Here is a 24,703-nt window from a genome sequence, read left to right as displayed (position 1 = left end):
GATTACCCTTCTTCCACAATTATTCTTGAGCTGGTTAATTGGTCATTTAACCTGTTCATCAAATCCGCTTTTAGTGATGTCAGACGATCGGGAAAATTGTTTAATGCGTCTTTGAGAATGGCCACATTATCCATGATTAACCGGTTGATCACTTCCGAATTGGTCAGTTGATCAGCGAAATCTGATTTGCCTGAGCAGAATGTGAATAATGATGGGGAATCACCCATTTCCAAATTATGCTTCACTTCCAGCAACTTCTGCGTGAGCAACCAGCCGCCCGTAATATAACTTATTTCCTTTTCCTGTACAAACTCCGCAACATACATAATCAACAGTGAATCAATTTTATTAATTATCGTTAAAAATTCGTGTAATGAAGTTTCTTTATTATAATATAATTGCATTTTACATTCATTTATTTCTTTTATCGCAGCTGCAAGCATATGAACTAATTCAATGTCTTCAATGCCCGAAAGAATCAAATAATATAAACCACTGTAATAATCACCAGCAAGTACTGATAATTGTTTAGCTTTTCTTTCCGTATCAGTTTGTACAGAGCTATTGGTCTGTGGAACCAGATCGTGTGTATCCAAGGCCATTTGAACCAGCATCGTCGTAGTAATATAATTGTCTTTTTGAAACCTGGTTAAATTCGTATCATCCAAAATTTCTTTTAAAAGGAATAGCTTATTATCATCGATCTCCGGTATATTTACATACTTTTCCAAATATGTGTGCTGCATCTTTTCGTGTATTAATGACCTGAGATTTCTCAGTTCCTTATTGGACGTCTGCAAACCAACCACCCGTGCCCTTTCATACATTCATATTAGTAATGACATTATAGCACATTTTATAAGTGTTCCATAATTATAATATATAATCAGAAATCGCTGAATAAAACAAAAGCGGAAGTGCAGCTAAGGTGCTGGAGGCATACGGAGCCAATAATTTAATTAAAACAATTGTTGCTCTTCCCTCCATGGCTTACTGCTCTTACTTCTGATTTCACCGCAAATCCGTATTCTGAGTAATCATCGGAGAATATCTCCATCGTGATGGTTGCAGAAAAATATATTATGCAAAGAAAAAAGGGCACGTTAACACGTGCCCTTTAACGCCCTATGTACGATTATTTAACACTTTCTTTTAGGGCTTTACCTGGTTTGAATGCAGGAACTTTGCTTGCAGGAATTTTGATTTCTTCACCTGTCTGAGGATTTCGGCCTTTACGGGCAGAACGCTCACGTACTTCAAAGTTCCCAAATCCAATTAATTGTACTTTTTCACCTTGTTTAAGTGAATCCATGACAGATTCGAATACTGCATCTACAGCTTTTGTAGCATCCTTCTTGGAAAGCTCACTTTTTTCTGCAACTGCATTTACTAAGTCTGTTTTGTTCATGATATTCACCTCCTCCCAAAAATTCAATGAACATTGGAACAAATTCAATCTAATTTCATTTGTTTCCAATTTGTCATTTTTTATACGCAAAGCCACCAATTCAATGATGACAAGGCTTATATTAACTGAGATTGAAGCAAAATTCAACAATAAGTGCCTAATTTTCCGGTATTTATTTTATTCTCAGCTAATTTTTTCCATAAAATTCACAGATTATGGAAAATCCTGCAAAACCGGAACTGCACTGTATTTAAAAGGTTAATATAACCCTCTTTATAAACTATACGACAGAAGATGTCAAATTCCTGCTGTTCTTCAAAAAAAAATTAATTAAATATGAAAAACACACGATTTCAAGGCTGCTGAATTTTATGCTATAAAAAAAGTAGCAACTATGTTCAGCTGCTACAGGATTATTGCTATTAATCCACCGGACCCTTCATTGATAATCCGTTCCAGTGTATCTTTAAGTTTATACCGTGCATTCTCTGGCATGAGTGCTATTTTTGCCTGAATTCCTTCGCGTACAATCGAGCTTAATGACCGGCCAAAAATATCTGATTCCCATATGGATAATGGATCTTCCTCGAAATCCTGCATCAGATATCTGACGAGTTCTTCACTCTGTTTCTCCGTACCAATGATTGGTGCAAATTCTGATTCCACTTCCACTTTGATCATATGAATGGAAGGTGCCATTGCCTTCAGCCTTACGCCAAATCTGGAACCTTGGCGAATAATTTCCGGTTCATCAAGTTCCATATCTTTGAGTGAAGGGGCGGCAATTCCATATCCGGTTTGCTTTACCATCTGTAATGCCCCTGACACCTGATCATATTCTCTTTTCGCATGTGCAAAGTCCTGCATTAATTCGAGAAGGTGATCTTTGCCGCGTATTTGCTCACCTACAATTTCTTTCAAAATATCATCGTAAAGATAATCCGGTGCATGTAAGTCAATTTCTGCTACACCATCACCCATTTCCATGCCCGCAAGATTTGCTGTGGCAATATTGTCGTACTCCTCGAAATCTCCAACAATACTGTCCACGTCACGAAGTCTTTTAATATTTTGAACGGTTGATTGAATCGCATCCTGATAATTTTGTCTGAGCCAGTGATCTTCATTGAGGACCATGACCCAGCTTGGGAGATTCACATTTACTTCTAAAACAGGGAATTCATAAAGTGCTTCCCGAAGAACATTGTACACATCGTGTTCTGTCATTGATTCAATGCTCATAGCCAGTACAGGAATATCATATTTTTCAGTTAATTCCTGCCGATACAATTCCGTTTCCTGACTGGTTGGACGAGTTGAATTGACCACCATAATAAACGGTTTTCCTACCTCTTTCAGTTCTTCTACTACTTTTGATTCAGCTTCCTGGTAATCAGACCGCTCAATCTCACCAATAGTCCCGTCGGTGGTAACAACAACTCCAATTGTGGAATGTTCCTGGATAACTTTTCTCGTTCCAATTTCTGCAGCATCATGAAAAGGAATTGGATCTTCATACCATGGGGTGTTAATCATTCGTGGTCCGTTTTCATCTTCAAATCCCTTGGCACCATCCACTGCATAACCAACACAATCAACAAGCCTAACGTTTACATCCAAACCTTCGTCGACATGAACGGATACTGCCTGGTTTGGTATGAATTTCGGCTCTGTCGTCATAATTGTCTTGCCGGCAGCACTTTGAGGCAATTCATCATGAGCACGTCCTCTTTCACCATCATCCTCAATATTCGGCAATACTACGGACTCCATAAAGCGTTTAATAAAGGTAGACTTTCCGGTTCGGACTGCACCGACAATTCCCAGATAAATATCTCCATTCGTCCGTTTCGAAATATCTTTAAAAATATCAACTCTCTCCAAACGATCCCCTCCCGATCTCCATTTCCGGTAATCCGAATAACCTGCGAATAATTGACATTACAAGTCTATGATGTTGTCCCACCAAATTATGACTTGATTTTGGATAAAAGAATAAAAAATAAATTCCAAATGACTTCTGGAAAACCTGGCTTTCGTTAAAAGGATTCTGATGAAAGTGCTTTTTACTGTATTGGAAGCGCTTATCTTATAAAGTTCAAATCCTGCGGTAACATAAATGCAGTAAAAAAGAATATTTTATTTGCCCTCACTAAAAATCCCTTGCAACACAATATATGTTACAAGGGACGTATTATGATATATTAATTCTCCTGAGGAAGAAAAACCGGTTCTCCGTTTTTAACCGTATATGGTAACGAATAAGCTGGCACAAAAGGTGAATGTTCCGCTAATAAATAACGAATATCATCCCCCTTCTTATAATCGTGATCATATTCTTTCAATGCAGCATTTAAATCAATCCGGTAGTCCACATAAAGATTCCCTTCTGTATCCATAACAATGGGGAGATTTTTATGCGAATACGGGCTGATAACATATGGTTCCGCGTCAAGCCCTAATTCTTCGTAATCAATTTTAAAAACCCCTTCTGAAATTCTTTTGCCAAATGGTGGATAGAGATGCTCATTCCGGTACATATTTAATTTGATATTAAGTTCACGAATAGCATCTATTACCCGCAGGTCAATTAATTTCACTTTTGGGTTTTTTTCGGCATGGATAATTGTATATTGGTAAACACCACCATTTTCATAAGCGGTACCTGGAATTTCCGATATAATATTGCGTTCCAATAATTTCTTGAAATTAACTAGGTATTTTCGGAAGATTGGTGTATCCTGTTCTTTGGTCTTAATTGGAAGTAATCCCTGTGTCTGTTTCTGATACGTATCAACCGCTGATTGCACCATTTCCAGTTGGGCTTCGTTCGGAACCTGATTTTTGGGCATCTCACTTTCCGGGTACAGACAGCCGCTTAATAAAATTGTGAAGATTAATGCAATACTTAGATGAAAATATGTAACTTTCATGGAAGATCCTCCTAACCCGTCGGCCCGCTGAACACGATATACAAAATGATAATTCCGCCAAGTATTAAAGATAAATAAGCCAATACTGAAACAATACCTGCAAGCAATCCCCTCAGCTTATATCTGCTCAACAGGATAAGACCGATGGAAAGTAGAAGGAGTGCCATACCGGCAAATGAAATCCACATATTCAGCATACTTTGAGACATTTTTATTCACTCCCGCTTCAAACTCCATAATTGCACATCGTATTATAACATATTGCACATGATTCATATATTTATAATAAGTTTGATCAAAAAAACGTCACAATTTTGAATTAGAAAACTTGGTATTTCCCTGAGTATTAGTTGAATGGATCAGGGCTTGTACCGGTAGTTTCCCGCTGAGTATCACCGATTTATGAGCAATTAAAAATCCGGGACAGAGGGGGCTGACTCCATCCCGGTTGACTAAATAAAATCCACAGCAACTCTATCATGAATGCTTGTGCGATTTATATTATGCGAGCAGACTTCCAATTGCATCATCACTTGCCTAAATATCGCTACTTTTTAAACAGTTGATTCAATGATTGCATATCAATTGGCATATTGTTCTCTGTGATGGATTGTACAATCTTATCCTCTTTCGCTTTTGAAATGGGCTTTCCGGCTATTTTTGCAAGTCTCTGAACCAATGCCCTAACCGTTGTTTCATCGGAAAAATCAGCATTTTTAACGGATTCAGCGACTTTATAAATTTGGTCTGGATTTACATTCGCCTGCTGCTGTATTTGATCGAAAGGATCTTTCCGGGAATTACTCACACGCTCGCCTCCCTGCATAATTACTTCAGCATAGTATATGCAAAGCATGCGTTTCCGTGTTATTTGGAATAGTTCCCTCCAATTAATTCAGCAAGATCGTCCATCTCTTCCCGCTTATTACGACTCATTAATTGCTCGACAACTTCCCGGGGATATTTATTCTCAAACAAAATCTGATATATACCAGCGGTTATTGGCATTTCTATTTCCTGGTCTTCAGCAAATTGATATGCAGCCTTTGCAGTGCGTACTCCTTCAACGACCATACCCATTTGGTCAAGCACTTCATCCAGCTTATGTCCTTTACCCAACAGGTTGCCGGCTCGCCAGTTTCTGCTATGAACACTGGTGCATGTTACAATCAGATCCCCCACACCAGGTAACCCGAGGAATGTCAGAGGATTTGCCCCAAGCGATGTGCCCAATCGGGTGATTTCGGCAAGTCCTCTCGTTATCAATGCTGCCTTGGCATTGTCACCGTAACCTAAACCATCCGAAATACCTGCACCAAGTGCAATTATATTTTTTAATGCTCCACCTAGCTCAATACCAACTACGTCCGGGCTTGTATAAACACGAAAAGATTCATTAATAAACAGATCCTGTGCCAGTTTGGCATTCGAACTGTCCAGTGATGAAACTGTTACCGTTGTTGGCAGCCGTTTTCCGACTTCCTCCGCATGACTTGGACCGGAAAGCACCACAATATCTTCATAGCTGTAGGAATCCAGTTCTTCACTGATCATTTGGGATACACGTTTAAGTGACTCCGGTTCAATTCCTTTGGTCGCATGAATTATGGTGATTTTTTTCTTCAGTAAACGGTTTAACTGTTGGCTTACTTCCCGTATAGCTTTTGTCGGTACGACCAATATAATGGCTTTCACGTCATCGATTGCACTGTGCAAGTCGTCATAAGCCTTAATATTTTCCGGTAGGTTAACCTTTAAATAATTTTCATTTACGTGTTGGTTGTTTATCATATCAGCTTGTTCTTTTCGATGTGTCCACAGGCGGACATCATGACCGTTATCAGACAGTACAATGCTGAGCGCTGTTCCCCAGCTGCCTGCACCAATTACTGCTACTTTACTCATTGGTATAGCCTCCTTATTGACGTCGTCTCGCAAATATTTTAATTGGAGTTCCAATAAACCCAAAGGCATCCCGGATTCTGTTTTCCAGGAAACGCTTATAAGTGAAATGCATTAAGTCAGGATCGTTCACAAAGACAACAAAACTTGGCGGTTTGACTGCCACCTGTGTTGCGTAAAGTACTTTCAACCTTCTGCCTTTTACGGTTGGTGTCGGATTCATCGCCAATGCATCCATAATCACATCGTTTAGTACGTTTGTTTGGATGCGCTTTGCATGATTTTCACTGGCTGTTCTGATAGCGGGAATAAGTGTATGCAGCCTTTTTTGCGTTTTGGCAGAAAGAAAGACAATTGGGGCATAATCAAGAAATTGAAAATGTGCTCTTACTTTTTTCTCAAATTCTTTCATCGTTTTGTCACCGGAATCAATTGTATCCCATTTGTTTACAACGATAATTACAGCCCGACCCGCATCATGTGCGTAACCTGCAATTTTCTTATCCTGTTCTCTTATTCCGGTTTCCGCATCAAGCAGAACAAGAACGACATCGGAACGCTCAATTGCCTTTAAGGCGCGCAATACACTGTATTTTTCGGTCGTTTCATATACTTTACCACGTTTACGCATACCGGCAGTATCGATTATTACAAAATCCTGGTCATCCTTACGCAAGTGCGTGTCAACTGCGTCCCGGGTTGTTCCTTCCATTTCACTCACAATGACCCGGTCTTCGTGTAACATCGAATTAACGAGTGATGATTTACCAACATTGGGGCGCCCAATCAGACTGAAATAAATGGTATCATCAGGCATCTCTGCTTCCTCTTCTTTAGGAAAATACCCGACTACTTCATCAAGTAAATCGCCCAATCCCAGTCCATGGGATCCGGAAATCGGAAATGGCTCACCAAAGCCAAGTGAATAAAATTCATAAATCTCCTGGCGCATTTCCGGGTTGTCCATTTTATTAACACCAATAACTACCGGTTTATTGGATTTATACAGTAATTTAGCTACTTCCTCATCAGCAGCAGTAATGCCCTCCCTACCATTCAACAAGAAAATAATAACATCAGCTTCATCAATGGCAACTTCAGCCTGTTGACGCATTTGAACCAATAAAGGTTCATCCCCAACATCAATACCACCCGTATCAATCAAATTGAAAGTGGTTGTAAGCCATTCAGCTTCAGCATATATCCGGTCTCTGGTAACACCGGGAGTATCTTCAACAATTGAAATTCTTTCCCCGACCAGCCGATTAAAAATAGTTGATTTTCCCACATTTGGTCTGCCAACTATCGCTACTACAGATTTCCTCATGAAAGGAACATCCTTTCCACATTTACATTGCAAATTTATTTTTATGTATACAGCATTTATTTATTCTAGCAAAAGAAAACCATATAGACAATTATTATCGGAAATCAACTTTTAAATATGCGGTTTACATGCACAGATTTCGTATACGCATCTATGTCGTTAACTGTTATTCACATAACAATCAATTTTTGCTGATCATAATTCTCATAAGCATTATAAAAAATATTTTAAAAATGCTCTTTCCATTTGGAAAGAGCATTGAATAAAAATTATTATTTATATTTGTCCAGTTTATCGCCAATAAAGTCGCCTACCTGGAAGCCAAGCTGATCATCATCTTTTTCGTACTTTTTAAATTCTGCCGCTTCCTGTTCCATTTCCAATTCTTTTATGGATAGTGACATACGCTGTTCCGCTTCGCTTACATCCAGCACTTTTACTTTGACAGTTTGTCCTGTATCCAATACCTCCTGGGGTGTTCCGATGTGCCTGTTGGCAATTTGTGAAATATGAACAAGCCCTTCAACCCCAGACATTACTTCGACAAATGCACCAAAACTTACAAGCCGTTTTACTTTCCCTTCCAGCACATCCCCCTTGGATACTTTTTCCTCAATATCTGTCCAGGGTCCAGGGAGTGTTTTCTTACGGGAGAGCGAAATGCGTTCATTATCGCGGTCAACTGATAAGATTTCCACACTTATTGTATCACCCTCTGCGACAACATCTTCAGTCTTTTCAACATGTTCATGTGCCAGCTGTGAAATATGAACAAGACCATCAATTCCACCAAGATCAACGAACGCACCAAAACTTGTTATGCGCTGTACAACACCGTCGAGTACTTGTCCTGCTTCAAGATTTTGCAATAATTGCTGTTTTCTGGTCTCTTCTTCATCCTGAATAACATCACGGTGCGATAGAATAACACGGTTCTGTTCTCTGTTAAGGTCAATAATTTTAACCTTTAGTACTTGGTTTTTATAGTCGGAGAAATCCTCAACAAAATATGTTTCAACTAAAGAAGCTGGAATAAATCCTCGCAAACCAACGTCGACAACGAGTCCTCCTTTTACAATATCTTTAATTTCTGTTTCAAAAACCTCTTCATTTTCAAATTTTGTCGCAAGTGATTCCCATGCTTTGTCTGCATCTACTGCCTTCTTGGATAGAATGACTTCATCATCCTCAATCCTTTTAATCTGCAATGAAAGTTCGTCATCCTCTTTCACCACATCGCTTGCTTGTTCAACATGAAGGTTCGACAATTCGCTGATTGGAACAATACCCTCTGTTTTATATCCAATATCAACAAGAACCTGCTTTTCTTCCACTTTGACAATGGTTCCTGTGATAAGGTCTCCTACATTCAATTCTGGTATTCCGCTATTAGATTCAGTCATTCAAAAGCCCTCCTTAAAATACAAACCAACAAAGTTCGAAATATCTCTTTTTTATAACTTCTAATATTTATAATTATTTGTCAAGCAATGCATATCAGGAATAATGATTATCTATAATTTTTCTTATTTCATTCATAATTGCATCGGATGTATCTTTTGCTGATGCTTTGTTTTGACGATACGTTTCTATATCCATCGGTTTTCCGTAAATTACGGTTAAGCGCTTTCCAGGTTTATACGGTCCAATAATGGCACAGGGTACAATTTCGGCTTTGGAACGGAGAGCAAAAAAACCCGCGCCTGCCAGACCCTTTCCCACCTTTCCAGTCTTACTGCGTGTTCCTTCAGGGAAGAGTCCCAGTGTTTCATTGTTCCGCAATATTTTCAATCCATTCCGAAGCGCGTTGCGGTCTCCCATTCCTCTGCGTACCGGAAATGCATGTATTTTCGTGAGCAATTTTCCCAACACTGGTTTTTCAAATAACTCCCCCTTAGCCATAAAATAGATATCACGTGGGGACGTAATGCCTACAACGGGGGGATCGATGTTTGAAATATGATTGGAACATATAATTACAGGTCCTTCTTTTGGAACGTTTTCCTTTCCGATAACTTTGATTCGGTATAATGGAAACAGAAGAATTGCCACTACTGTTTTAGCAAATTTATAAAGGCTCATGATCAGTCTCCTTTTTGCCCCATTACTTTGTAAGCTTCGTCTAAAATACGTTCCGCCACTTCGTCAATTGTGATGGAGGTTGTATCAATTTCAATTGCATCGTCAGCTTTCAGCAGTGGCGAAGCTTCCCGTTTAGAATCAATCAAATCCCGTTGTTCTATCTCCTTTTTTAGTGTATCCAAATCAGAAGAAAAACCTTTTTTCAAGTTCTCCTCATGTCTTCTCCGCGCACGTTCTTCTACGGTGGCAATAAGAAATATTTTCACTTCTGCGTTTGGAAGTACATGTGTACCTATATCCCGGCCATCCATCACAACTCCACGCTTTTCAGCCAGTTTCTGCTGGCGTTTCACCATTTCTTTCCGTATTAAGGGATGCTGGGCAACATAGGACACGTTATTGGTTACCTGCTCGGATCGAATATCATGTGTAACATCATATTCGTCCAACAAAACATGCTGATTATTTTCACCTTGGATCAGTTCGATATCTGTAAGTGTTAACAGTTCTATCAATGCCTTCTCATTATCGGGATCTATTTCGCTGTTGAGTGACTTTAGTGTCAACGCTCGGTACATTGCTCCCGTATCAACGTATATGTAGTTTAGTTTTCTGGCTGTTATTTTCGCAACAGTACTTTTCCCTGCAGCAGCAGGTCCGTCAATTGCTATCGCTATTTCTGCTTTATTCATTTATGCCTTTCATTCCTCTCATTTTCCCTTGTGTCCTATACAGTTTTTGCATACTTCTTAATATCGAGGCAGCACCATACAAATGTTGCGCAGTTATGTATAAAGCCGATGATGGAAAAAACCTAATCCTGCCATTTTCTTTCCATAACCCTACAATAAATAATAACATATTAATGAAATGAAGGTCTATTTGTTTATATATTACATACCTCCAAAAAGAAAATTCGAGCGGTGTCAAGCACCACCCGAATTTTATCAAAAAAGTATCCCATCGTACCACGTTGTTCATTTCAGAAAACAGCGTCGAAATTTACTTCTTTGCCATCCAGTTTTTCAACCTTTTCTTCCGTTCCATCCTTTGCATTGATAAAGATTCGGTATGTCTCATTACCAAGGACACCGAGGAATTCGTAAGTCAAAACTTCCTTGCCGAGATCATTATCAATAATCGCCAGATGTTTTTCATTTATTTTCACATCTTGACTAACGCTTTCTTTCGCCTCTTTGGCAGATAACTTGGGCTCAGGTATATCTCGCTTCTTGTGGTTCATAAAATAATTTTTGGCGGTAAATCCAAGCAGGTCACCATTATCCAGAGCAACTTTTACCTCAACTGCATCAGAATAAACGCGTACACCATTTTGATTATACAAAAACGAATAAACGCCAATGTTATCGTATTGATTACTCTGGAAAATTTCCATTTTGCTAAACCCGTGTTTTTTCAGATAGGATTTAGCTTTATCCAGTCCTTCATTCAGGCTGATTTTCTGCTTTTCGACTTTTCGATTTACCAGTAAGGAAATGGGATGACCGCCTTTTTGTGACATGTCCATATAAGCGTTTTTATTACCATTCCGATATGAAATGCTGTAAATGGGAATATCGGATCCCTTTCCACTTTTGGTAACTGTGATATTTTCAGTGTTTTTTACGTTAAAAATATTTTTACTTCGTTTTATGGCCTCCTCTTCACTGATTTTCTCACCTTTCAGGAACTGATACTTGTGATCCTGAGATGAAGTTCCGGGAAGTGGTGAATCTACATTGCTTTCACTGAATCCTTCCACGGTTTTTTCAACTGTTTTAAATCCATCCACAATGGTATTATCTGTCGGCTCGCCATCTTCAGCAAGCGCTAATTCAACATCCATCCATCGCAAATCTTCTTCCAATACAACATTCTGTACCTTTCTTAATTCATTTTTGATATCCCTTGATTGCTTATAAAGTTTTTCCAGTCTCCCCATTTCCTTATCTGTCAGAGCTTTTTTTCCGGAATCTTTGACAGCGGTTCGATAGGTAAATTTACCGATATCGGAGAGGAATTCTTCCGTTTTATTAAACGGCATCAGAACCAGCGGAAGTTGTCCAACGTCTGAGGTTGCCTCAGAAGTCAACCGCCATATTTCCACCAATTGAGGGGACAGGCTCTTTTTGGAGTTCATTGCCAATGCAGTTCCGATTTTATCATTCAACAAATCCATGTGATAACTAAGTTCATGAAATGCACGCTGGTAGTCATTTTCAGCCTGAACAAGAATCGCATTTTTGTCCTGATGCTCTTGATATCCCCAAAATGCTGTAGCAGCTATTCCGACAGTTAGAACACCAATTAATATCCAACGTATCATGCTTTTCACACCTTTCTATTTACAAAATATATGTTTGCCAATTTTTTTGATTTGCGGGCGGGACCATATCCAGTCTGATGTTGCAGTTTTCGGATTGAAATAGTATAGCGCACCTCCAGAAGGGTCCCAGCCGTTTATTGCATCCATTACTGCCTGTTTTGAAGTTTCATCCGGTGTCAGCCAAATCTGTCCGTCCGCAACTGCAGTAAATGCCCTTGGTTCAAAAATTACGCCGGAAATAGTGTTTGGGAATGTTGAACTTTCGACCCGGTTTAGGATAACTGCCGCAACAGCCACCTGACCAACGTAAGGCTCCCCCCTGGATTCACCGTGAACAGCATTTGCCATGAGTTTAATATCATTTTGTGAATAGCCCTGCGGAACATTTACCGCAGTAGGTTTAGGGCTTGCCTTATTGCCTGGTTGATTTTTTGTCTGATTAGGAGCGTTATTTCCCTGTGGGGCAGATTGTTTTGATCTGTCAACGCCTCCATAATACGTAAACTCATTTCCACTTCGTATTTGGCTTTTAACGTATTGTTTATCGTATTTACTTTCCTGGATAAGCTTGTTTTTGGTATCTTGTCCGGCTAACCCGTCTACTTTCATACCAAATTCATATTGGAAATTTCTTAGTGCCCAATATGTTCCCCAACCAAATACTCCATCGATATCTCCATTATAGAATCCCAAATATTGAAGTCTTGCCTGAAGCTCGATGACATCATCTCCAGTTGAACCATGCTGAATCACCTGTGGACTGAAGGCGTTCACCTTACCTACAGGGGCTGTGGTTTGTAATCCGATGGCGATGAAACATATAATAATAATGGATAGTGACATTCTTTTCGTTTGATAGGTCATGTAATTTCCTCCTGCTGCTAGAAGATATGATGTACCTATTTTTAAACGAAACACACATTTTATTCATTTACTCCAAAAATAGAAATCCCATGTATTTAGAAAATACACGGGATAATATCTAGTTTAGTCTATTTGAACTGGATTATTGGCAGCTTTCATCCTGTTCAGACAAACTATCCATAATATAATCATGAAGGGAACCAGCAGACCAAGCCATTCACTGGTAACCGTTTTAAGAATGAAATTATAGCTTCCGTGGAGAAGAAAGGGAAATACAAAAGCAAGCGTTACATTCCACTTTTTATAGTATTTATTCACTTTCGCTTTTCCAAAATAATATCCCATAATCACACCGAATAAGGCATGGGATGAAACAGGAAACAGTGCTCGTGAAAAAGCATATTCTATTCCATTGGTAACAAGGTAGAGCACGTTTTCAACAGTAGCAAATCCAAGGCTTATCGAAACAGCGTAAATAATTCCGTCATAGTGCGCATCAAATTCAGTATGGTTATAAATAACATAAATAAATATAAACCATTTAAAAAACTCTTCAGAAAAGCCAATCAGCAAAAAGGATTGGATAAAATTACTGTCGCTGAAATTCTCTGCCTGTAAAGCATATTGAATAAACATAATTGGAAAAACAAGTGCCGCACCTGATATAAAAGTTTTGACTATCAAGGTCAATGGCTCTGAAAAACGATCTTTTAAATAAAAAAAAGACATCAGCGCAAATACAGGCGCAATACCTGCTGATATAATAGCAAGCAAGATGTATCCCCCCCCTTCCATTTATGCTTCATTAATCGTACCATTAAGTTCTGGGAATGAAAATAGCTGCAAGGAGGTTATTATTGTGAAAAATATATTAATTATCCATACAGGTGGTACCATTTCGATGTTGGAAAATAAAGATACTGGAAAAGTTTCAACAACGTCCAAGCATCCACTGACCGATTTATCTTATTACTTTAAGTCATATGCAAATGTGGATGAAGTTATCGCGTTTTCACTTCCGTCACCGCATATTACACCGGAACATATGCATGAGTTGTCCCAAAAAATTGATCTGATGAGTAAAGATTATGACGGAATTGTAGTGACACATGGTACAGATACACTGGAGGAAACCGCTTATTTTCTTGATCTGACAATAAAAACTACGAAACCAGTCATTATCACTGGGGCAATGCGGTCAACAAATGAAATTGGATCTGATGCTCTTTACAATTTAATCAGTTCACTAAGGGTTGCAGTTGATCATGAAGCTTCTGATAAAGGAGTTCTTGTGGTAATGAATGATGAAATTCATACTGCAGGAAACGTTACGAAGACGTCAACAAGCAATGTCGCAACCTTTCAAAGTCCACAATACGGACCAATAGGAATTATCACGAAATCATCCATTATATTTCATCATACTATTTTGTCACGGTACTCGCACCCGGTCTCACAAATCACGAAAAATGTATTCCTGCTGAAGGCATATGCCGGGATGAACGAACAGATACTTAAAGCACTATATGCTGGTAAACCTGATGGTCTTGTTATCGAAGGGCTTGGACAAGGGAATCTCCCCAAAAACACCGTCACACCCATTTTGAACTTTATAGAAGACAATATACCGGTTGTGCTGGTTTCCCGTTGTTACCAGGGAATTGTGCAGCCTACTTATGCTTACGATGGCGGAGGAAAGCAATTGAAGGAAAAAGGGGTTATTTTGACAAACGGCCTAAACGGTCCAAAGGCGCGAATCAAATTATTACTTGCCCTGGAAAAAACAAATGACCAAAATGCCATCAGGAATATGTTTGAGAATGAAAAATAACAACAATCGGTAATTATTATATTGTTCTTGACATTAAATCCTTAAACTGCGACATAATTACTGGAATATTTGCTATAATTAGTCCGTTCTCGTCCTACCATCCGGGATCGCTCCGGGCGGATGCTTTCCGCGGGCACGGCCTTGCCCCGGCAAGGGGTATATCGACGTTGGCCGCAAAGGCCGGTTTTAGTCGACCTTCCTTTTCCAACCGCTCTGCGGGGTCTTCGGACTCGTGCTGTTCCCGCAGGAGTCACCGCCCTCCGCTCACCCGGACTAGTGTAGTGGTATCAACCGTTATTCTATAAGCAAAGAGTCATAAACGTAAAAATAGCGGAGGAAATACACGGAGACTCCTGGGGGAGCTGAGGCATAGGTGAGACACTGAAGTGCGATAGCACGAAGAGGCTCAGCAGCCGCCCCCGGAAAGCGAAGTGTATTTCCGCAGCGGTGGTAGAACATCATACTATGGCGCAGTTTAGTTCTACTGTATTGTTTTAAAAGACCAAAAATTCATGAAATGAACCTGACACTTAAACACTTTTTCCCAAAAAATTCATCCCGTACCATGTCAAAAATGATACGGGATAATGTTTTTATTTACCCGGCGAGGAATTCGGGTTAACGCTTCTTTATTATAGCTTCAGCGATTTGTTTACCGTGATGCCGTCCGTTTTCAATAAAGATTTCATTATTGTTGTAGCCTGCTGCAACAACTCCTGCCACATATGCATTTGGAACATTGGTTTCATACGTATTTTCATCAAAAGCAGGCTTGCCACTGAATTTATCAACAGATATGCCAATTTGTTTCATAAATTCATTATTAGGTTTATACCCTGTCATTGCAAACACAAAATCATTGGCAATTGTTTTGATTTCACCATTCGCCATGTATTCCACCTGATCGTTCATGATCTCCAATGTTTTGGCATTAAATTCCATCTGAACAATACCTTTTCTAACAAGTGAATCGAACTCCGGTAATATCCACGGTTTAATACTTTTCGAATAATCGTTCCCTCTATACAAAACCGTTATGTTTGCTCCTGCTTTGTGCAACTCCAGTGTGGCATCAACTGCAGAGTTTTTCCCTCCGATGACAACAACATTTTTATGAAAAAACGGATGTGCCTCCTTAAAGTAATGCATCACTTTTGGAAGACCTTCACCGGGTATATTCATATGGTTGGGCTGATCATAGTAGCCTGTAGCGATAATGACATTTTTAGCCCAATATTCGGCTTTTTGATTACCTGACTTTTCTGTCCGAACCAAAAACGTTTCACCGTTTTTAATAACTTCCATAACTTTTTCAAACGTATTCAGCCGGATATCCTTTCGTTCTGCCACAGCACGATAATATGCCAAGGCCTGATTTCGTACAGGCTTTTTGAGTTCCGTAATAAACGGAAGATCCCCAATCTCAAGCTTTTCGCTAGAACTGAAAAAAGTCTGATGTGTTGGGAAGTTATAAATCGTATTAACAATATTTCCCTTTTCAATAATCAACGGTCTGATCCCATGTTTCTGCAGTTCAATCGCACAGGACATTCCGCATGGACCGCCACCGATAATTATCGTATTTTCCATTTCCATATCTTACGCACTTCCTTTATCCCCATCAATAAAATTATTTATAAGTATTCTTTCAAAGTTTTTTCTCTAAATTCATAGGCTGATTTTCCACTCCTGGCAAAAGTGTAGCATCTGTCACAAACGGCGTTTTCTAACCGCTGCCACTGCTCGATTTTCCCGGAAGCAAACCACTTCCTACAATAAAAAAACTCCTATCCAACTATACATGATAAGAGTTTTTTCGTCATTTATTCTGTTTTGAAATCGATAATTAAACCCATCCACGGAATCTGGCTGCTTCGGCCATTTTCCGCACACCAATCATATAAGCGGCAAGTCGCATATCTACCCGCCTGGTCTGAGCAGTATTGTAAATATTATTGAATGCCTTAATCATGATGGATTGCAATTTCTCTTCAATCTCATCTTCTTCCCAATAATATCCCTGGTTATTTTGTACCCACTCAAAATAGGATACTGTAACACCACCGGCAGAAGATAACACATCGGGTACTAACAGGATGCCTCGCTCTGTTAATATTTTGGTTCCTTCCAGTGTAGTCGGTCCATTAGCGGCTTCGACTACAATATCAGCCTTAATCCGATCAGCATTTTTTTCAGTTATTTGATTTTCAACTGCCGCCGGAACTAGAATATCGCAATCCAATTCCAGTAATTCCTCATTGGTGATGGTATCGTTAAACAGTTTGGTGACTGTACCAAAGCTGTCTCTTCTGTCCAGAAGGTAGTCTATATCAAGTCCATCAGGATCATGGAGTCCACCATAAGCGTCGGAAATTCCAACTATCTTGGCGCCGGCATCGTGTAAAAACTTGGCCAGGAAACTTCCAGCGTTACCAAAGCCTTGAACAACTACCCTTGCTCCTTTTACATCAATACCTCTTTTCTTTGCTGCTTCATTTATAACAATTGTAACACCTTTTGCAGTAGCAGATTCTCTTCCGTGTGAACCGCCGAGAACAATTGGCTTACCGGTAATAAATCCTGGATTGTTAAATTCATCAATACGACTGTATTCATCAAGCATCCAAGCCATAATTTGCGAGTTTGTGAACACATCTGGTGCAGGAATATCTTTTGTAGGTCCAACGATCTGACTGATTGCCCGGACATAACCTCGACTTATCCCCTCAAGCTCCCGGAATGACATTTCCCGCGGATCGCATACAATTCCGCCTTTACCTCCACCATATGGCAAATCTACAATGCCTGCTTTTAAGCTCATCCATATGGATAAAGCTTTTACTTCTGTTTCTGTTACGTTTGGATGAAATCTGACACCGCCTTTTGTTGGTCCAACTGCATCATTGTGCTGCGCACGATATCCGGTGAAGATTTTGATTGATCCATCATCCATTCTGACTGGAATTCTTACTGTCATCATACGGATTGGGTCCTTTAACAACTCAAATACTTCATCAGGGTAACCCAGTTTTTCCAGTGCAGTCTTAACAACAGTTCGTGTTGAACTTAACACATCCATCTTATTATTTTCCTCTTTGGTAGAATCTGCTGCTTTATCGGCTACCATGAATTTACCTCCTAGAATGTCAATTAATAATTGTTTTGATTATAGCTTTACTCAGAGATTAGTATACACTTTCAAATTAAATATGCAATAATATAAATCTATTTTCTCCGCAAAATTTATAACCCGCTGCAAGCGATTGCATTTCTGTATGTCGGCTACCTTCATTTTATCATAAAAATGCTTTCACGACCCGTTGCACGGCTTTTTCCGACATTATAGCTTTACCATACTCTTTAAGCCGGAAAGATGTAATGATACTCGGAGTTGAAAACTCCGACATAACAGCAATAATATCCTCTTTGTCAGTATACGTCAGTTCGCTTTCATGAAGAAGCATATAATAGCTGTTGTTAAAATAGTATACCTGGCCACCATCCACGTTAAGCTTCGTTAAATAGGAGGAAACCTGGATGATGTCTTCAAATTCGGCAAATGAAAAAATCAGTTCTTTACTTTCATCCAAGGTAACTTTCATCTCAATAAAATCCTCATCCCAGCTGATATTTTCGTTCTTTTTTGTAACAACGACATGCATACCCTGTGCCTGCATCAAATGAACCTGTACAAGCAGTATCCCCTCCAGCTCAAAATCCAGTTCCGTACTGGCTTCATACATCATATCGCTGAATAGACTGCGCACACTTGAAACGTCATGCCACAAGTCTTCTTTCGTAAAGCCCCGGTCGATTAAGTCATCAAACGTAAGAAAAATCGTGAATTGACTGCTGGACACTTGTTCTATACGCATAAAGCATCCCCCTTTATATGCCGAATGGTTTCTTTTATCCCATTTATTATACTATATGTCAATTTGGCAATTGTTGAACATTTACAGGCAAATTATACATGCCCATTCTGTAAAAACCAACCCAAACCATTTTATGTATTAGGATATTAGTATTATGTTTTAAAGTAAACCTATTCCACTCAACTTTATAAAACCCTCCTAACCATAACGTAATCAGTCCTTCGTCATTATATGCAAATAACTGGATTTTGCACAATATAAAAACCCGTATCCCCACTATAGTGATACGGGTTTTTAATCATCTATATCATCTTAAACTACTGTTCCGTCCATTTCATTTTATGTTATGTTCGATCCCAAAAGCGCTGTTGGGCAATTGCTGATACGAATTCTCTTGCAAAGTTCGGATTATTGGCGGCAAAAACAACACCGGATAAGTTATTTTCATTCCTTTTCCTGAAATTAGACATTGCACTGGTTGCTACACCAATCGGTTTATAATGTTTATAAGCATCATGAATGAAATCCCGAATATTTTGATTGAATAACGCCTGATTTTTAGTCGTACCCCCGACAACATAGATGGAGTCATATAAGACTGAATATGTTGAAGTGAATATTTGATCGACCTCAATTTCTGTGCCATCATCTCCCGTAACGGTACCCAGATTTTCACTTACAATTTCTATAAAGACCCCATATTGCTGTAAGGTATTGAGTTTATTGATTATCTCTCTTCCATTAAAACCATTGCCAATTAAAACAGCAACCTTTTGGGTATAAGCATAATAGTTTGTATTGGTAAGTGAAGGGGAGCTTTCTGTTACCGGCACATTTGTTCCTTTTGGACGGTCAACGCCTATATTATCAGCAATTTGACTTGCCATCTCCTTATCTACATTGACAAACATATTAACAACTTGCTGCCGGACTGATTTACTTTTCACATATCCAAGGTGGAAGGTAAATGTTTCCACAATGTGCCGTTTTTCGACAGGTGTCATACTGTTCCAAAAAAGTCTTGGCTGTGAGAAAAAATCATAAAATGACTCACCTGGCCGTTCTCTTGTTTTATGCCCATCCACTTTCTCGGGATAATGGGCATACCCCCCTTTTTCAGGAGGTGTCTCTGAAGGTGTATTATTTGCAAGTGAGTTTTCATGATAATTTACGGAGTCAACATCAATCCGATGACGAGCAGCGCCTTGTCGTTGATTAAAATTCCTTTCGGTAATAGGCTGGTTAACCGGTATATTATTAATGTTTGCAGTACCAAGCCGGTGATAATCCGTGTCGCGATAAGCAAATGATCTGCCCTGTAACACTGGATCATCGGTGAAATCAATTCCCGGTACAACCGTAGCTGGATCAAATGAAGACTGTTCTTCTTCTGTAAAGTGGTTATCAACCAGTCTGTTCAATGTCATTTTACCGATAATCTCTACAGGAACTACCTCTTCGGGCCACAATTTTGTATCATCCAAAATATCAAAATCATAATTGAATTCATCTTCCTCTGGGATGAGCTGTACACCGAGCTCATACTCTGGATATGCTCCACGTTCAATCGCTTGATGTAAATCGCGACGGTGGTAATCCGGATCGACACCACCTATTGTATTTGCTTCATCCAGTAACAATGAATGGACACCTAGTACAGGTTTCCATACATATCTGACAAACGTTGATTTCCCGTGCTCATTGATAAATCGAAATGTGTTGACTGGCCATGCTTCCATCATTCGCCAGTTTTTTGGACGCCCCCGATATGACATCAGCCACATAATAAAATGGGCAATTTCTTGATTATTGGCGATATAATCCCAAGTATTATCGTGCGCAATAGTAGCCTGAGGAACTCCTGTGCGCGGATTCGGTTTAACCGCATGAGTGAAATCGGCAAACTTCATAGCATCCATAATTGCGAATACAGCAAAAGATAGTGCAAGCATATCGTAATTTCCTTCCTGCGTGTAAAATTTCGTTGCGAAACCACGAATATCAATCGCTGTATCCTTAGAACCTTTACTCCCTATAAAATTGGAAAATCGGACAAACACCGGTGTTTTCGTTCCCGGTTCTTGTAAAAAATGTGCTCTCGTGACATGTCTCATTGATTTATATAACTCAAATTCACCGTATGCCCCGTCACCTCTAGCATGAACTACCTTTTCGGGAATCCTTTCCCGACTGAAATGTGACTGTTTTCTGTAGAAATGAAAATCCTGGAATAACGTTGGTCCACGCTTTCCGGCTTTTAAAGACCACCTGTCATTAGAAATTTTAAACCCGGCATCATCTGTCATGTCCTTACCTGGTCCCGTATTTTTTTCCCGGTATTGTTCAAGTTGTTCATCTTTTTCGTTATTAAACGGCCGTCTGTTATCGTCGGGTTGATTCGGATTATTTTCTTTATCCTTTGACATTTCATCACCCATCCTGATGTAAGTTTTTTATTCCAATTACATACGTATGTGGATTATTTAACAAATATACGTCAAAAATTAAGCATCCCGTACCACTTTTGTGATACGGGATGCTTGTCGAAACAATTGATTCTGAAATATTGAAATGTATTTTTACGAATTGGAATTAAAAAACTTTCAAAATCTCTTCTCCCCAAAGAAAGAAGGAGCCGCCGAGTACTAAAACAAGTATAATAATTACGAATATAAACCGCAGCATCGCATGATTTATTTTAATGCGTGCATGATCTTTTTTGCCGCTATGTACTTCTGTCCTAGGAGGCAGATTTAATACATCTATTTGACGTTCTGTTTTCGGAGGATATGGAGTTTCATCTGTTTCAGACGGTTTATTAATGCTTGCCTCACTTTGCACTTCATCAAATAATCGCTTTAATTCAGTTCCGTTGTCTTCATGTTTTTCAGGTTCATGACTCATTTTCGACACCCCACTTTTGATAACGGATTACAATACCCAACATGAAATCAACAATAAAATGTGATGTTATTGTAACAAGCAAATTCTCTGTCAGCAAAAAGATATAGCCAAGATAAAAACTGACAGCAAGGACTGAAATGAATAATACAGGCTTTCCTAAATACCTGAAATGAATCAGTGCAAAAAGAACACTGGCAATCAAGTATCCAAATGTTGTCTGGATAACTCCTCTGAATAATATTTCCTCAGAAAATGCCACAAGCAGTGTTAGTGCAAAAGTTTCTGTTACTTTCCGATTGCCAAAAATCCTCGCATTGATTCCGTCGTCGTCATAATACCGCTTTGGAAAAATTTTAATCAACAACAAATCAGCCACGACAATTAACAAACCTGAACATACTCCATAGTAAAGAATATCCGGCAAATCCCACTCGAATATCTTAAACCATAATGTAAGCTCGTCAAACAGGAATATACTAAGGAATCCTCCTATAACAAGCAAAACAACCTGGGAAAATATTAGTTGCTTGTTTAATTCTGCATCTGATAGTTGCTTTATTATTTCACTTTGCCTGGTCATGTTGTACCCCACTTAATAGTATATGACGCAATTTCATCTGCCAGGTCGTCACGCTGTCTTCACTTTGTGTCTGATCAGGCGCCCATTCGGATAATGAAAAACCGCAATTGCTGCAGCACATATTTTTCGGCTTCTCATAGGTATCCTGGAAGCTTTTGTACAGATGCTTACGCAGACAATTAGTTTGTTTGATCCACCTTACCATTTCTGCCAACTTCGCTTCCTTTAGGGAATTACGATGACCGGCAAGGCTGGCAATATTTGTTTCCGCTTCTTCCCACCGTTTGGATTCATGAACAAATTTATTTTCCTTCATCATACCATGTTTTTCGAATTGATAGTGTAAAAATCGCCATTGAATATCATTAAACTGGAATTCGTCTATCAGCTGATTTTTAACTTCAGTAAAATCCGCTGTAAAACTACACAAGTCATCCAATCGTTGAAAGATAGCACGCACCATATCACCAGTTGGCAGTTCACCTGAAATAATTGATTCCGGAATTTGCTCATCACCTTGTGCATACAATAGAACCCCTATACTTCGCTTTCCATCTCGTCCTGCCCTGCCCACTTCCTGAATGTAAGATTCAATTTGTGGAGGAAGATGATAGTGGACAACCAGCCGAATATTGTGCTTATCTATTCCCATTCCAAAAGCACTGGTACAACATATAATATCCAGCTGATCGTTCATAAACTGCTGCTGAATCGTAATCCGGTCATTCTGATCCATTCCCCCGTGATAAAAAGCAATCCTGTGGGAGGGAAGGTTTAGAGAAAGATAATGTGCTGTTTCCTCACTCATGCGTCTGCTTGTAAAATAGATCAAAGCCGGAACACGATATTGCCTGAATAAATCTGTCAAAAATTGCCTTTTATCCAGGTTGCTATTCATATGTTCGACCGCAAACGTAATATTTTGCCGGTCAATAGGATATTTATGTTTTATAATGGAATCCCTGTTTAGTGCAGCAATGATATCATGTTGAATTTCTTCAGTTGCTGTTGCACTTAATGCCAATACAACCGGATTTCCCAATTGCTCCATGACAGCGCCCAATCGCAAATAATCTGGTCTGAAATCATGGCCCCACTGGGAGATACAATGTGCCTCATCAATGACAAACAGGCTTATTTTTATACGGCTGAATAACTCAATCAGTTTACGCTGCTGTAATAATTCAGGTGAAATATAAATTAAATGGAATCGACTTATATTTCGAAGCACATGGTTTCTTTCTTCCGGATCCATGAAGCTGTTTAATGCAGCTGCATTTTTAAATCCTTTTGATTTTAACTGTTTTACCTGGTCCTGCATCAATGAAATCAGTGGGGATACCACGATTGTTAATCCATCCATAAGCAGCGCAGGTAACTGGTAACATAATGATTTTCCTGATCCTGTCGGCAGAATACCCAGGACATCTTTTCCCGATACCACATCCTGAATAATCTCCTTTTGTCCCGGTCGATATGAATCAATCTGAAAGTATGTATTTAGTTTTTGATCAATTTGTCCCTGACTGATCAATTTTATCACCTGACTTTTTTTGATGTGTCGCTAAGACAAGACGTATTTGAAAATAACTTATTTTATCACCAACCTCATTTTTAATATCTTTCAGCTTGAAGCTGTTTGACGTTCTGATTGCAGATACAATTTTCTTGTGCTGTCCATTTGAAACGTATGCATCAATTGGAAAATTTGAATGGTAAAGCGCTATTTCCACAATATGATCATAAATAGTATTTATTTTTAAGTTCCGCATCTCGGCAATTTCAGCGGGTTTGTAGTTTTTACGCAAAAGTCGATCGGTTCTAACGGCTGACTGGGAAAGTTTCGTATTCTGCGTCAGATCCTGCATGATATACGATAAAGTTGGGAATGTTGCCTGTTCCTGTTCCACTTCCCATAATATTCGATGAACGATTGCTGTCAAAACTATTGTTACATCAATTCTTTCTATGTTATGATACTTTGCTAATTGGTAACTGCTCATTCCGTAATGCTCAAAACCCGTGAGACAGTCAACAAAAATTCCAGCATCGCCTCCCGGAAAACGCTCAAACATCTGTTGAAGCTCTTTGTGGATTATCTGAAGCACAGCTTCCCGTTTTGGCTTTATACGCTTGTAATGGTTTTTAACCCAGCCGGTTATGTGAGGTGAATCTACGACAGGGATAAATGAAAAATAATTGTGACAGCTGTTGGTAAGTGTTTGAATCAGTAATAAGAGCCGCTGACAAAAAATTGTATCTGTATTTATATATTTCATGCCGTTCAAATTGTATAGTTGCGGATATTGATCCATCTTTTGCAGGAAAGCGGTTCCCTTTGCACCTGGTATGACCGATTCCTCTTGCATCTGCAGATAACCGCTATTGCACAGTTGATTTACTTTTTGCTGAAATGCTTGTTTAGAAAGTTTTTTATGAATACCATAAAATCTATGTAACCCATAAAGAAATGCATCCTGTTGTGTCTGAATGGATTTTCTTCCTTTCAGCAGATGAAAAATGGCTGTGTTACTTCGTTTATTCTGAAATTGACTGCTGCATTTTACAATTATCATATCTAAAAGCATTTTTCCATTCTCCTTCGTAGCATTTTAGAAAAACTCGGCATTCGCCTCGTCTTATAGCGATTGCCGAAGTTTTTCTTATAAGG

23 protein-coding genes are annotated in these 24,703 nt (G+C 39.1%); 1 reads left to right on the top strand and 22 read right to left on the bottom strand.

Translation table 11 applies throughout. The features are described from left to right. Positions 1 to 2: 2 nt before the first annotated feature. The 14 genes from ABD010_RS07695 to prsW form a co-directional block, all read right to left on the bottom strand. Entirely contained in the window at positions 3 to 800 is a 798-nt protein-coding gene (locus ABD010_RS07695) for a heptaprenyl diphosphate synthase component 1 (protein ID WP_343811780.1), read from the bottom strand. Positions 801 to 1,135: 335 nt separating this feature from the next. Next, a complete protein-coding gene (locus ABD010_RS07690) occupies positions 1,136 to 1,408 on the bottom strand; it encodes an HU family DNA-binding protein (RefSeq protein ID WP_174613609.1) in 273 nt (90 codons plus the stop codon). Between the two features lie 405 nt (positions 1,409 to 1,813). Further along, complete coding sequence (gene spoIVA / locus ABD010_RS07685) at positions 1,814 to 3,292, bottom strand: stage IV sporulation protein A (protein WP_343811777.1); 1,479 nt, start codon at positions 3,290 to 3,292, stop codon at positions 1,814 to 1,816. 320 nt (positions 3,293 to 3,612) lie between these two features. Beyond that, positions 3,613 to 4,341 (bottom strand): hypothetical protein, encoded by a 729-nt coding sequence (locus ABD010_RS07680; RefSeq protein ID WP_343811775.1) that lies wholly within the window; start codon positions 4,339 to 4,341, stop codon positions 3,613 to 3,615. Positions 4,342 to 4,352: 11 nt separating this feature from the next. Further along, on the bottom strand, positions 4,353 to 4,550 hold the full coding sequence (locus tag ABD010_RS07675; RefSeq protein ID WP_343811773.1) for a DUF2768 family protein: 198 nt from the start codon (positions 4,548 to 4,550) through the stop codon (positions 4,353 to 4,355). A gap of 338 nt (positions 4,551 to 4,888) precedes the next feature. After that, positions 4,889 to 5,167: a stage VI sporulation protein F gene (locus ABD010_RS07670; RefSeq protein ID WP_425542260.1), complete on the bottom strand. Its 279-nt coding sequence runs from the start codon at positions 5,165 to 5,167 to the stop codon at positions 4,889 to 4,891. A 41-nt stretch (positions 5,168 to 5,208) separates the two neighbouring features. Beyond that, positions 5,209 to 6,246, bottom strand: coding sequence for an NAD(P)H-dependent glycerol-3-phosphate dehydrogenase (locus ABD010_RS07665; protein ID WP_343811769.1), 1,038 nt, complete (start codon positions 6,244 to 6,246; stop codon positions 5,209 to 5,211). A gap of 13 nt (positions 6,247 to 6,259) precedes the next feature. Next, positions 6,260 to 7,570, bottom strand: a complete 1,311-nt coding sequence (gene der, locus ABD010_RS07660) for a ribosome biogenesis GTPase Der (protein ID WP_343811766.1) — start codon at positions 7,568 to 7,570, stop codon at positions 6,260 to 6,262. Positions 7,571 to 7,842: 272 nt separating this feature from the next. Further along, entirely contained in the window at positions 7,843 to 8,973 is a 1,131-nt protein-coding gene (gene rpsA / locus ABD010_RS07655; RefSeq protein ID WP_343811764.1) for a 30S ribosomal protein S1, read from the bottom strand. A gap of 94 nt (positions 8,974 to 9,067) precedes the next feature. Further along, the gene (locus ABD010_RS07650; RefSeq protein WP_343811762.1) at positions 9,068 to 9,652 is read right to left on the bottom strand and encodes a lysophospholipid acyltransferase family protein; all 585 of its coding nucleotides are present in this window, start codon (positions 9,650 to 9,652) and stop codon (positions 9,068 to 9,070) included. 2 nt (positions 9,653 to 9,654) lie between these two features. Next, a complete protein-coding gene (gene cmk, locus ABD010_RS07645; RefSeq protein ID WP_343811760.1) occupies positions 9,655 to 10,344 on the bottom strand; it encodes a (d)CMP kinase in 690 nt (229 codons plus the stop codon). 290 nt (positions 10,345 to 10,634) lie between these two features. Further along, positions 10,635 to 11,978: a germination protein YpeB gene (ypeB, locus tag ABD010_RS07640; protein WP_343811758.1), complete on the bottom strand. Its 1,344-nt coding sequence runs from the start codon at positions 11,976 to 11,978 to the stop codon at positions 10,635 to 10,637. A gap of 15 nt (positions 11,979 to 11,993) precedes the next feature. Further along, positions 11,994 to 12,842, bottom strand: coding sequence for a spore cortex-lytic enzyme (gene sleB / locus ABD010_RS07635; protein WP_343811756.1), 849 nt, complete (start codon positions 12,840 to 12,842; stop codon positions 11,994 to 11,996). Between the two features lie 123 nt (positions 12,843 to 12,965). Further along, on the bottom strand, positions 12,966 to 13,616 hold the full coding sequence (gene prsW, locus ABD010_RS07630) for a glutamic-type intramembrane protease PrsW (protein ID WP_343811754.1): 651 nt from the start codon (positions 13,614 to 13,616) through the stop codon (positions 12,966 to 12,968). Positions 13,617 to 13,701: 85 nt separating this feature from the next. Between prsW and ABD010_RS07625 the strand changes: the two genes are divergently transcribed. Next, positions 13,702 to 14,673 carry an asparaginase gene (locus ABD010_RS07625; RefSeq protein WP_343811752.1) on the top strand — a complete coding sequence of 324 codons (972 nt, stop codon included), beginning with the start codon at positions 13,702 to 13,704 and terminating at the stop codon, positions 14,671 to 14,673. Between the two features lie 618 nt (positions 14,674 to 15,291). Here ABD010_RS07625 and ABD010_RS07620 read toward each other — a convergent pair. The 8 genes from ABD010_RS07620 to ABD010_RS07585 form a co-directional block, all read right to left on the bottom strand. Continuing rightward, complete coding sequence (locus ABD010_RS07620; RefSeq protein WP_343811750.1) at positions 15,292 to 16,269, bottom strand: YpdA family putative bacillithiol disulfide reductase; 978 nt, start codon at positions 16,267 to 16,269, stop codon at positions 15,292 to 15,294. A 250-nt stretch (positions 16,270 to 16,519) separates the two neighbouring features. After that, entirely contained in the window at positions 16,520 to 17,752 is a 1,233-nt protein-coding gene (locus tag ABD010_RS07615) for a Glu/Leu/Phe/Val family dehydrogenase (RefSeq protein WP_390351266.1), read from the bottom strand. A gap of 217 nt (positions 17,753 to 17,969) precedes the next feature. Further along, positions 17,970 to 18,548: a genetic competence negative regulator gene (locus ABD010_RS07610; RefSeq protein ID WP_343811746.1), complete on the bottom strand. Its 579-nt coding sequence runs from the start codon at positions 18,546 to 18,548 to the stop codon at positions 17,970 to 17,972. 344 nt (positions 18,549 to 18,892) lie between these two features. Continuing rightward, positions 18,893 to 20,974 carry a catalase gene (locus ABD010_RS07605; protein ID WP_343811743.1) on the bottom strand — a complete coding sequence of 694 codons (2,082 nt, stop codon included), beginning with the start codon at positions 20,972 to 20,974 and terminating at the stop codon, positions 18,893 to 18,895. 166 nt (positions 20,975 to 21,140) lie between these two features. Continuing rightward, positions 21,141 to 21,452 (bottom strand): hypothetical protein, encoded by a 312-nt coding sequence (locus tag ABD010_RS07600; RefSeq protein ID WP_343811741.1) that lies wholly within the window; start codon positions 21,450 to 21,452, stop codon positions 21,141 to 21,143. Further along, a complete protein-coding gene (locus ABD010_RS07595) occupies positions 21,442 to 22,032 on the bottom strand; it encodes a CPBP family intramembrane glutamic endopeptidase (protein ID WP_343811739.1) in 591 nt (196 codons plus the stop codon). The genes ABD010_RS07600 and ABD010_RS07595 overlap by 11 nt, the downstream gene beginning before the upstream one ends. Next, on the bottom strand, positions 22,016 to 23,575 hold the full coding sequence (locus tag ABD010_RS07590; protein WP_343811737.1) for a RecQ family ATP-dependent DNA helicase: 1,560 nt from the start codon (positions 23,573 to 23,575) through the stop codon (positions 22,016 to 22,018). Before ABD010_RS07590 ends, ABD010_RS07595 begins: the two co-directional genes overlap by 17 nt. Next, entirely contained in the window at positions 23,544 to 24,620 is a 1,077-nt protein-coding gene (locus ABD010_RS07585; RefSeq protein ID WP_343811735.1) for a YpbB family protein, read from the bottom strand. The genes ABD010_RS07590 and ABD010_RS07585 overlap by 32 nt, the downstream gene beginning before the upstream one ends. Positions 24,621 to 24,703 lie beyond the last annotated feature (83 nt).

The organism is Virgibacillus siamensis (assembly GCF_039522605.1).
GTDB lineage: Bacteria > Bacillota > Bacilli > Bacillales > Amphibacillaceae > Lentibacillus > Lentibacillus siamensis.
This window is presented reverse-complemented; position numbering and strand designations above follow the sequence as displayed.

Coding starts and splice junctions, on each gene's coding strand:
- sleB (WP_343811756.1), bottom strand. CDS start 12,842: ATGACCTATCAAACGAAAAGAATGTCACTATCCATTATTATTATATGT.
- ABD010_RS07600 (WP_343811741.1), bottom strand. CDS start 21,452: ATGAGTCATGAACCTGAAAAACATGAAGACAACGGAACTGAATTAAAG.
- ABD010_RS07670 (WP_425542260.1), bottom strand. CDS start 5,167: ATGCAGGGAGGCGAGCGTGTGAGTAATTCCCGGAAAGATCCTTTCGAT.
- ABD010_RS07620 (WP_343811750.1), bottom strand. CDS start 16,269: ATGGAAATGGAAAATACGATAATTATCGGTGGCGGTCCATGCGGAATG.
- rpsA (WP_343811764.1), bottom strand. CDS start 8,973: ATGACTGAATCTAATAGCGGAATACCAGAATTGAATGTAGGAGACCTT.
- cmk (WP_343811760.1), bottom strand. CDS start 10,344: ATGAATAAAGCAGAAATAGCGATAGCAATTGACGGACCTGCTGCTGCA.
- ABD010_RS07650 (WP_343811762.1), bottom strand. CDS start 9,652: ATGAGCCTTTATAAATTTGCTAAAACAGTAGTGGCAATTCTTCTGTTT.
- ABD010_RS07585 (WP_343811735.1), bottom strand. CDS start 24,620: ATGCTTTTAGATATGATAATTGTAAAATGCAGCAGTCAATTTCAGAAT.
- ABD010_RS07595 (WP_343811739.1), bottom strand. CDS start 22,032: ATGACCAGGCAAAGTGAAATAATAAAGCAACTATCAGATGCAGAATTA.
- ABD010_RS07690 (WP_174613609.1), bottom strand. CDS start 1,408: ATGAACAAAACAGACTTAGTAAATGCAGTTGCAGAAAAAAGTGAGCTT.
- ABD010_RS07605 (WP_343811743.1), bottom strand. CDS start 20,974: ATGTCAAAGGATAAAGAAAATAATCCGAATCAACCCGACGATAACAGA.
- ABD010_RS07680 (WP_343811775.1), bottom strand. CDS start 4,341: ATGAAAGTTACATATTTTCATCTAAGTATTGCATTAATCTTCACAATT.
- ABD010_RS07610 (WP_343811746.1), bottom strand. CDS start 18,548: ATGCGTATAGAACAAGTGTCCAGCAGTCAATTCACGATTTTTCTTACG.
- der (WP_343811766.1), bottom strand. CDS start 7,570: ATGAGGAAATCTGTAGTAGCGATAGTTGGCAGACCAAATGTGGGAAAA.
- ABD010_RS07665 (WP_343811769.1), bottom strand. CDS start 6,246: ATGAGTAAAGTAGCAGTAATTGGTGCAGGCAGCTGGGGAACAGCGCTC.
- ABD010_RS07615 (WP_390351266.1), bottom strand. CDS start 17,752: ATGGATGTGTTAAGTTCAACACGAACTGTTGTTAAGACTGCACTGGAA.
- ABD010_RS07675 (WP_343811773.1), bottom strand. CDS start 4,550: ATGTCTCAAAGTATGCTGAATATGTGGATTTCATTTGCCGGTATGGCA.
- ypeB (WP_343811758.1), bottom strand. CDS start 11,978: ATGATACGTTGGATATTAATTGGTGTTCTAACTGTCGGAATAGCTGCT.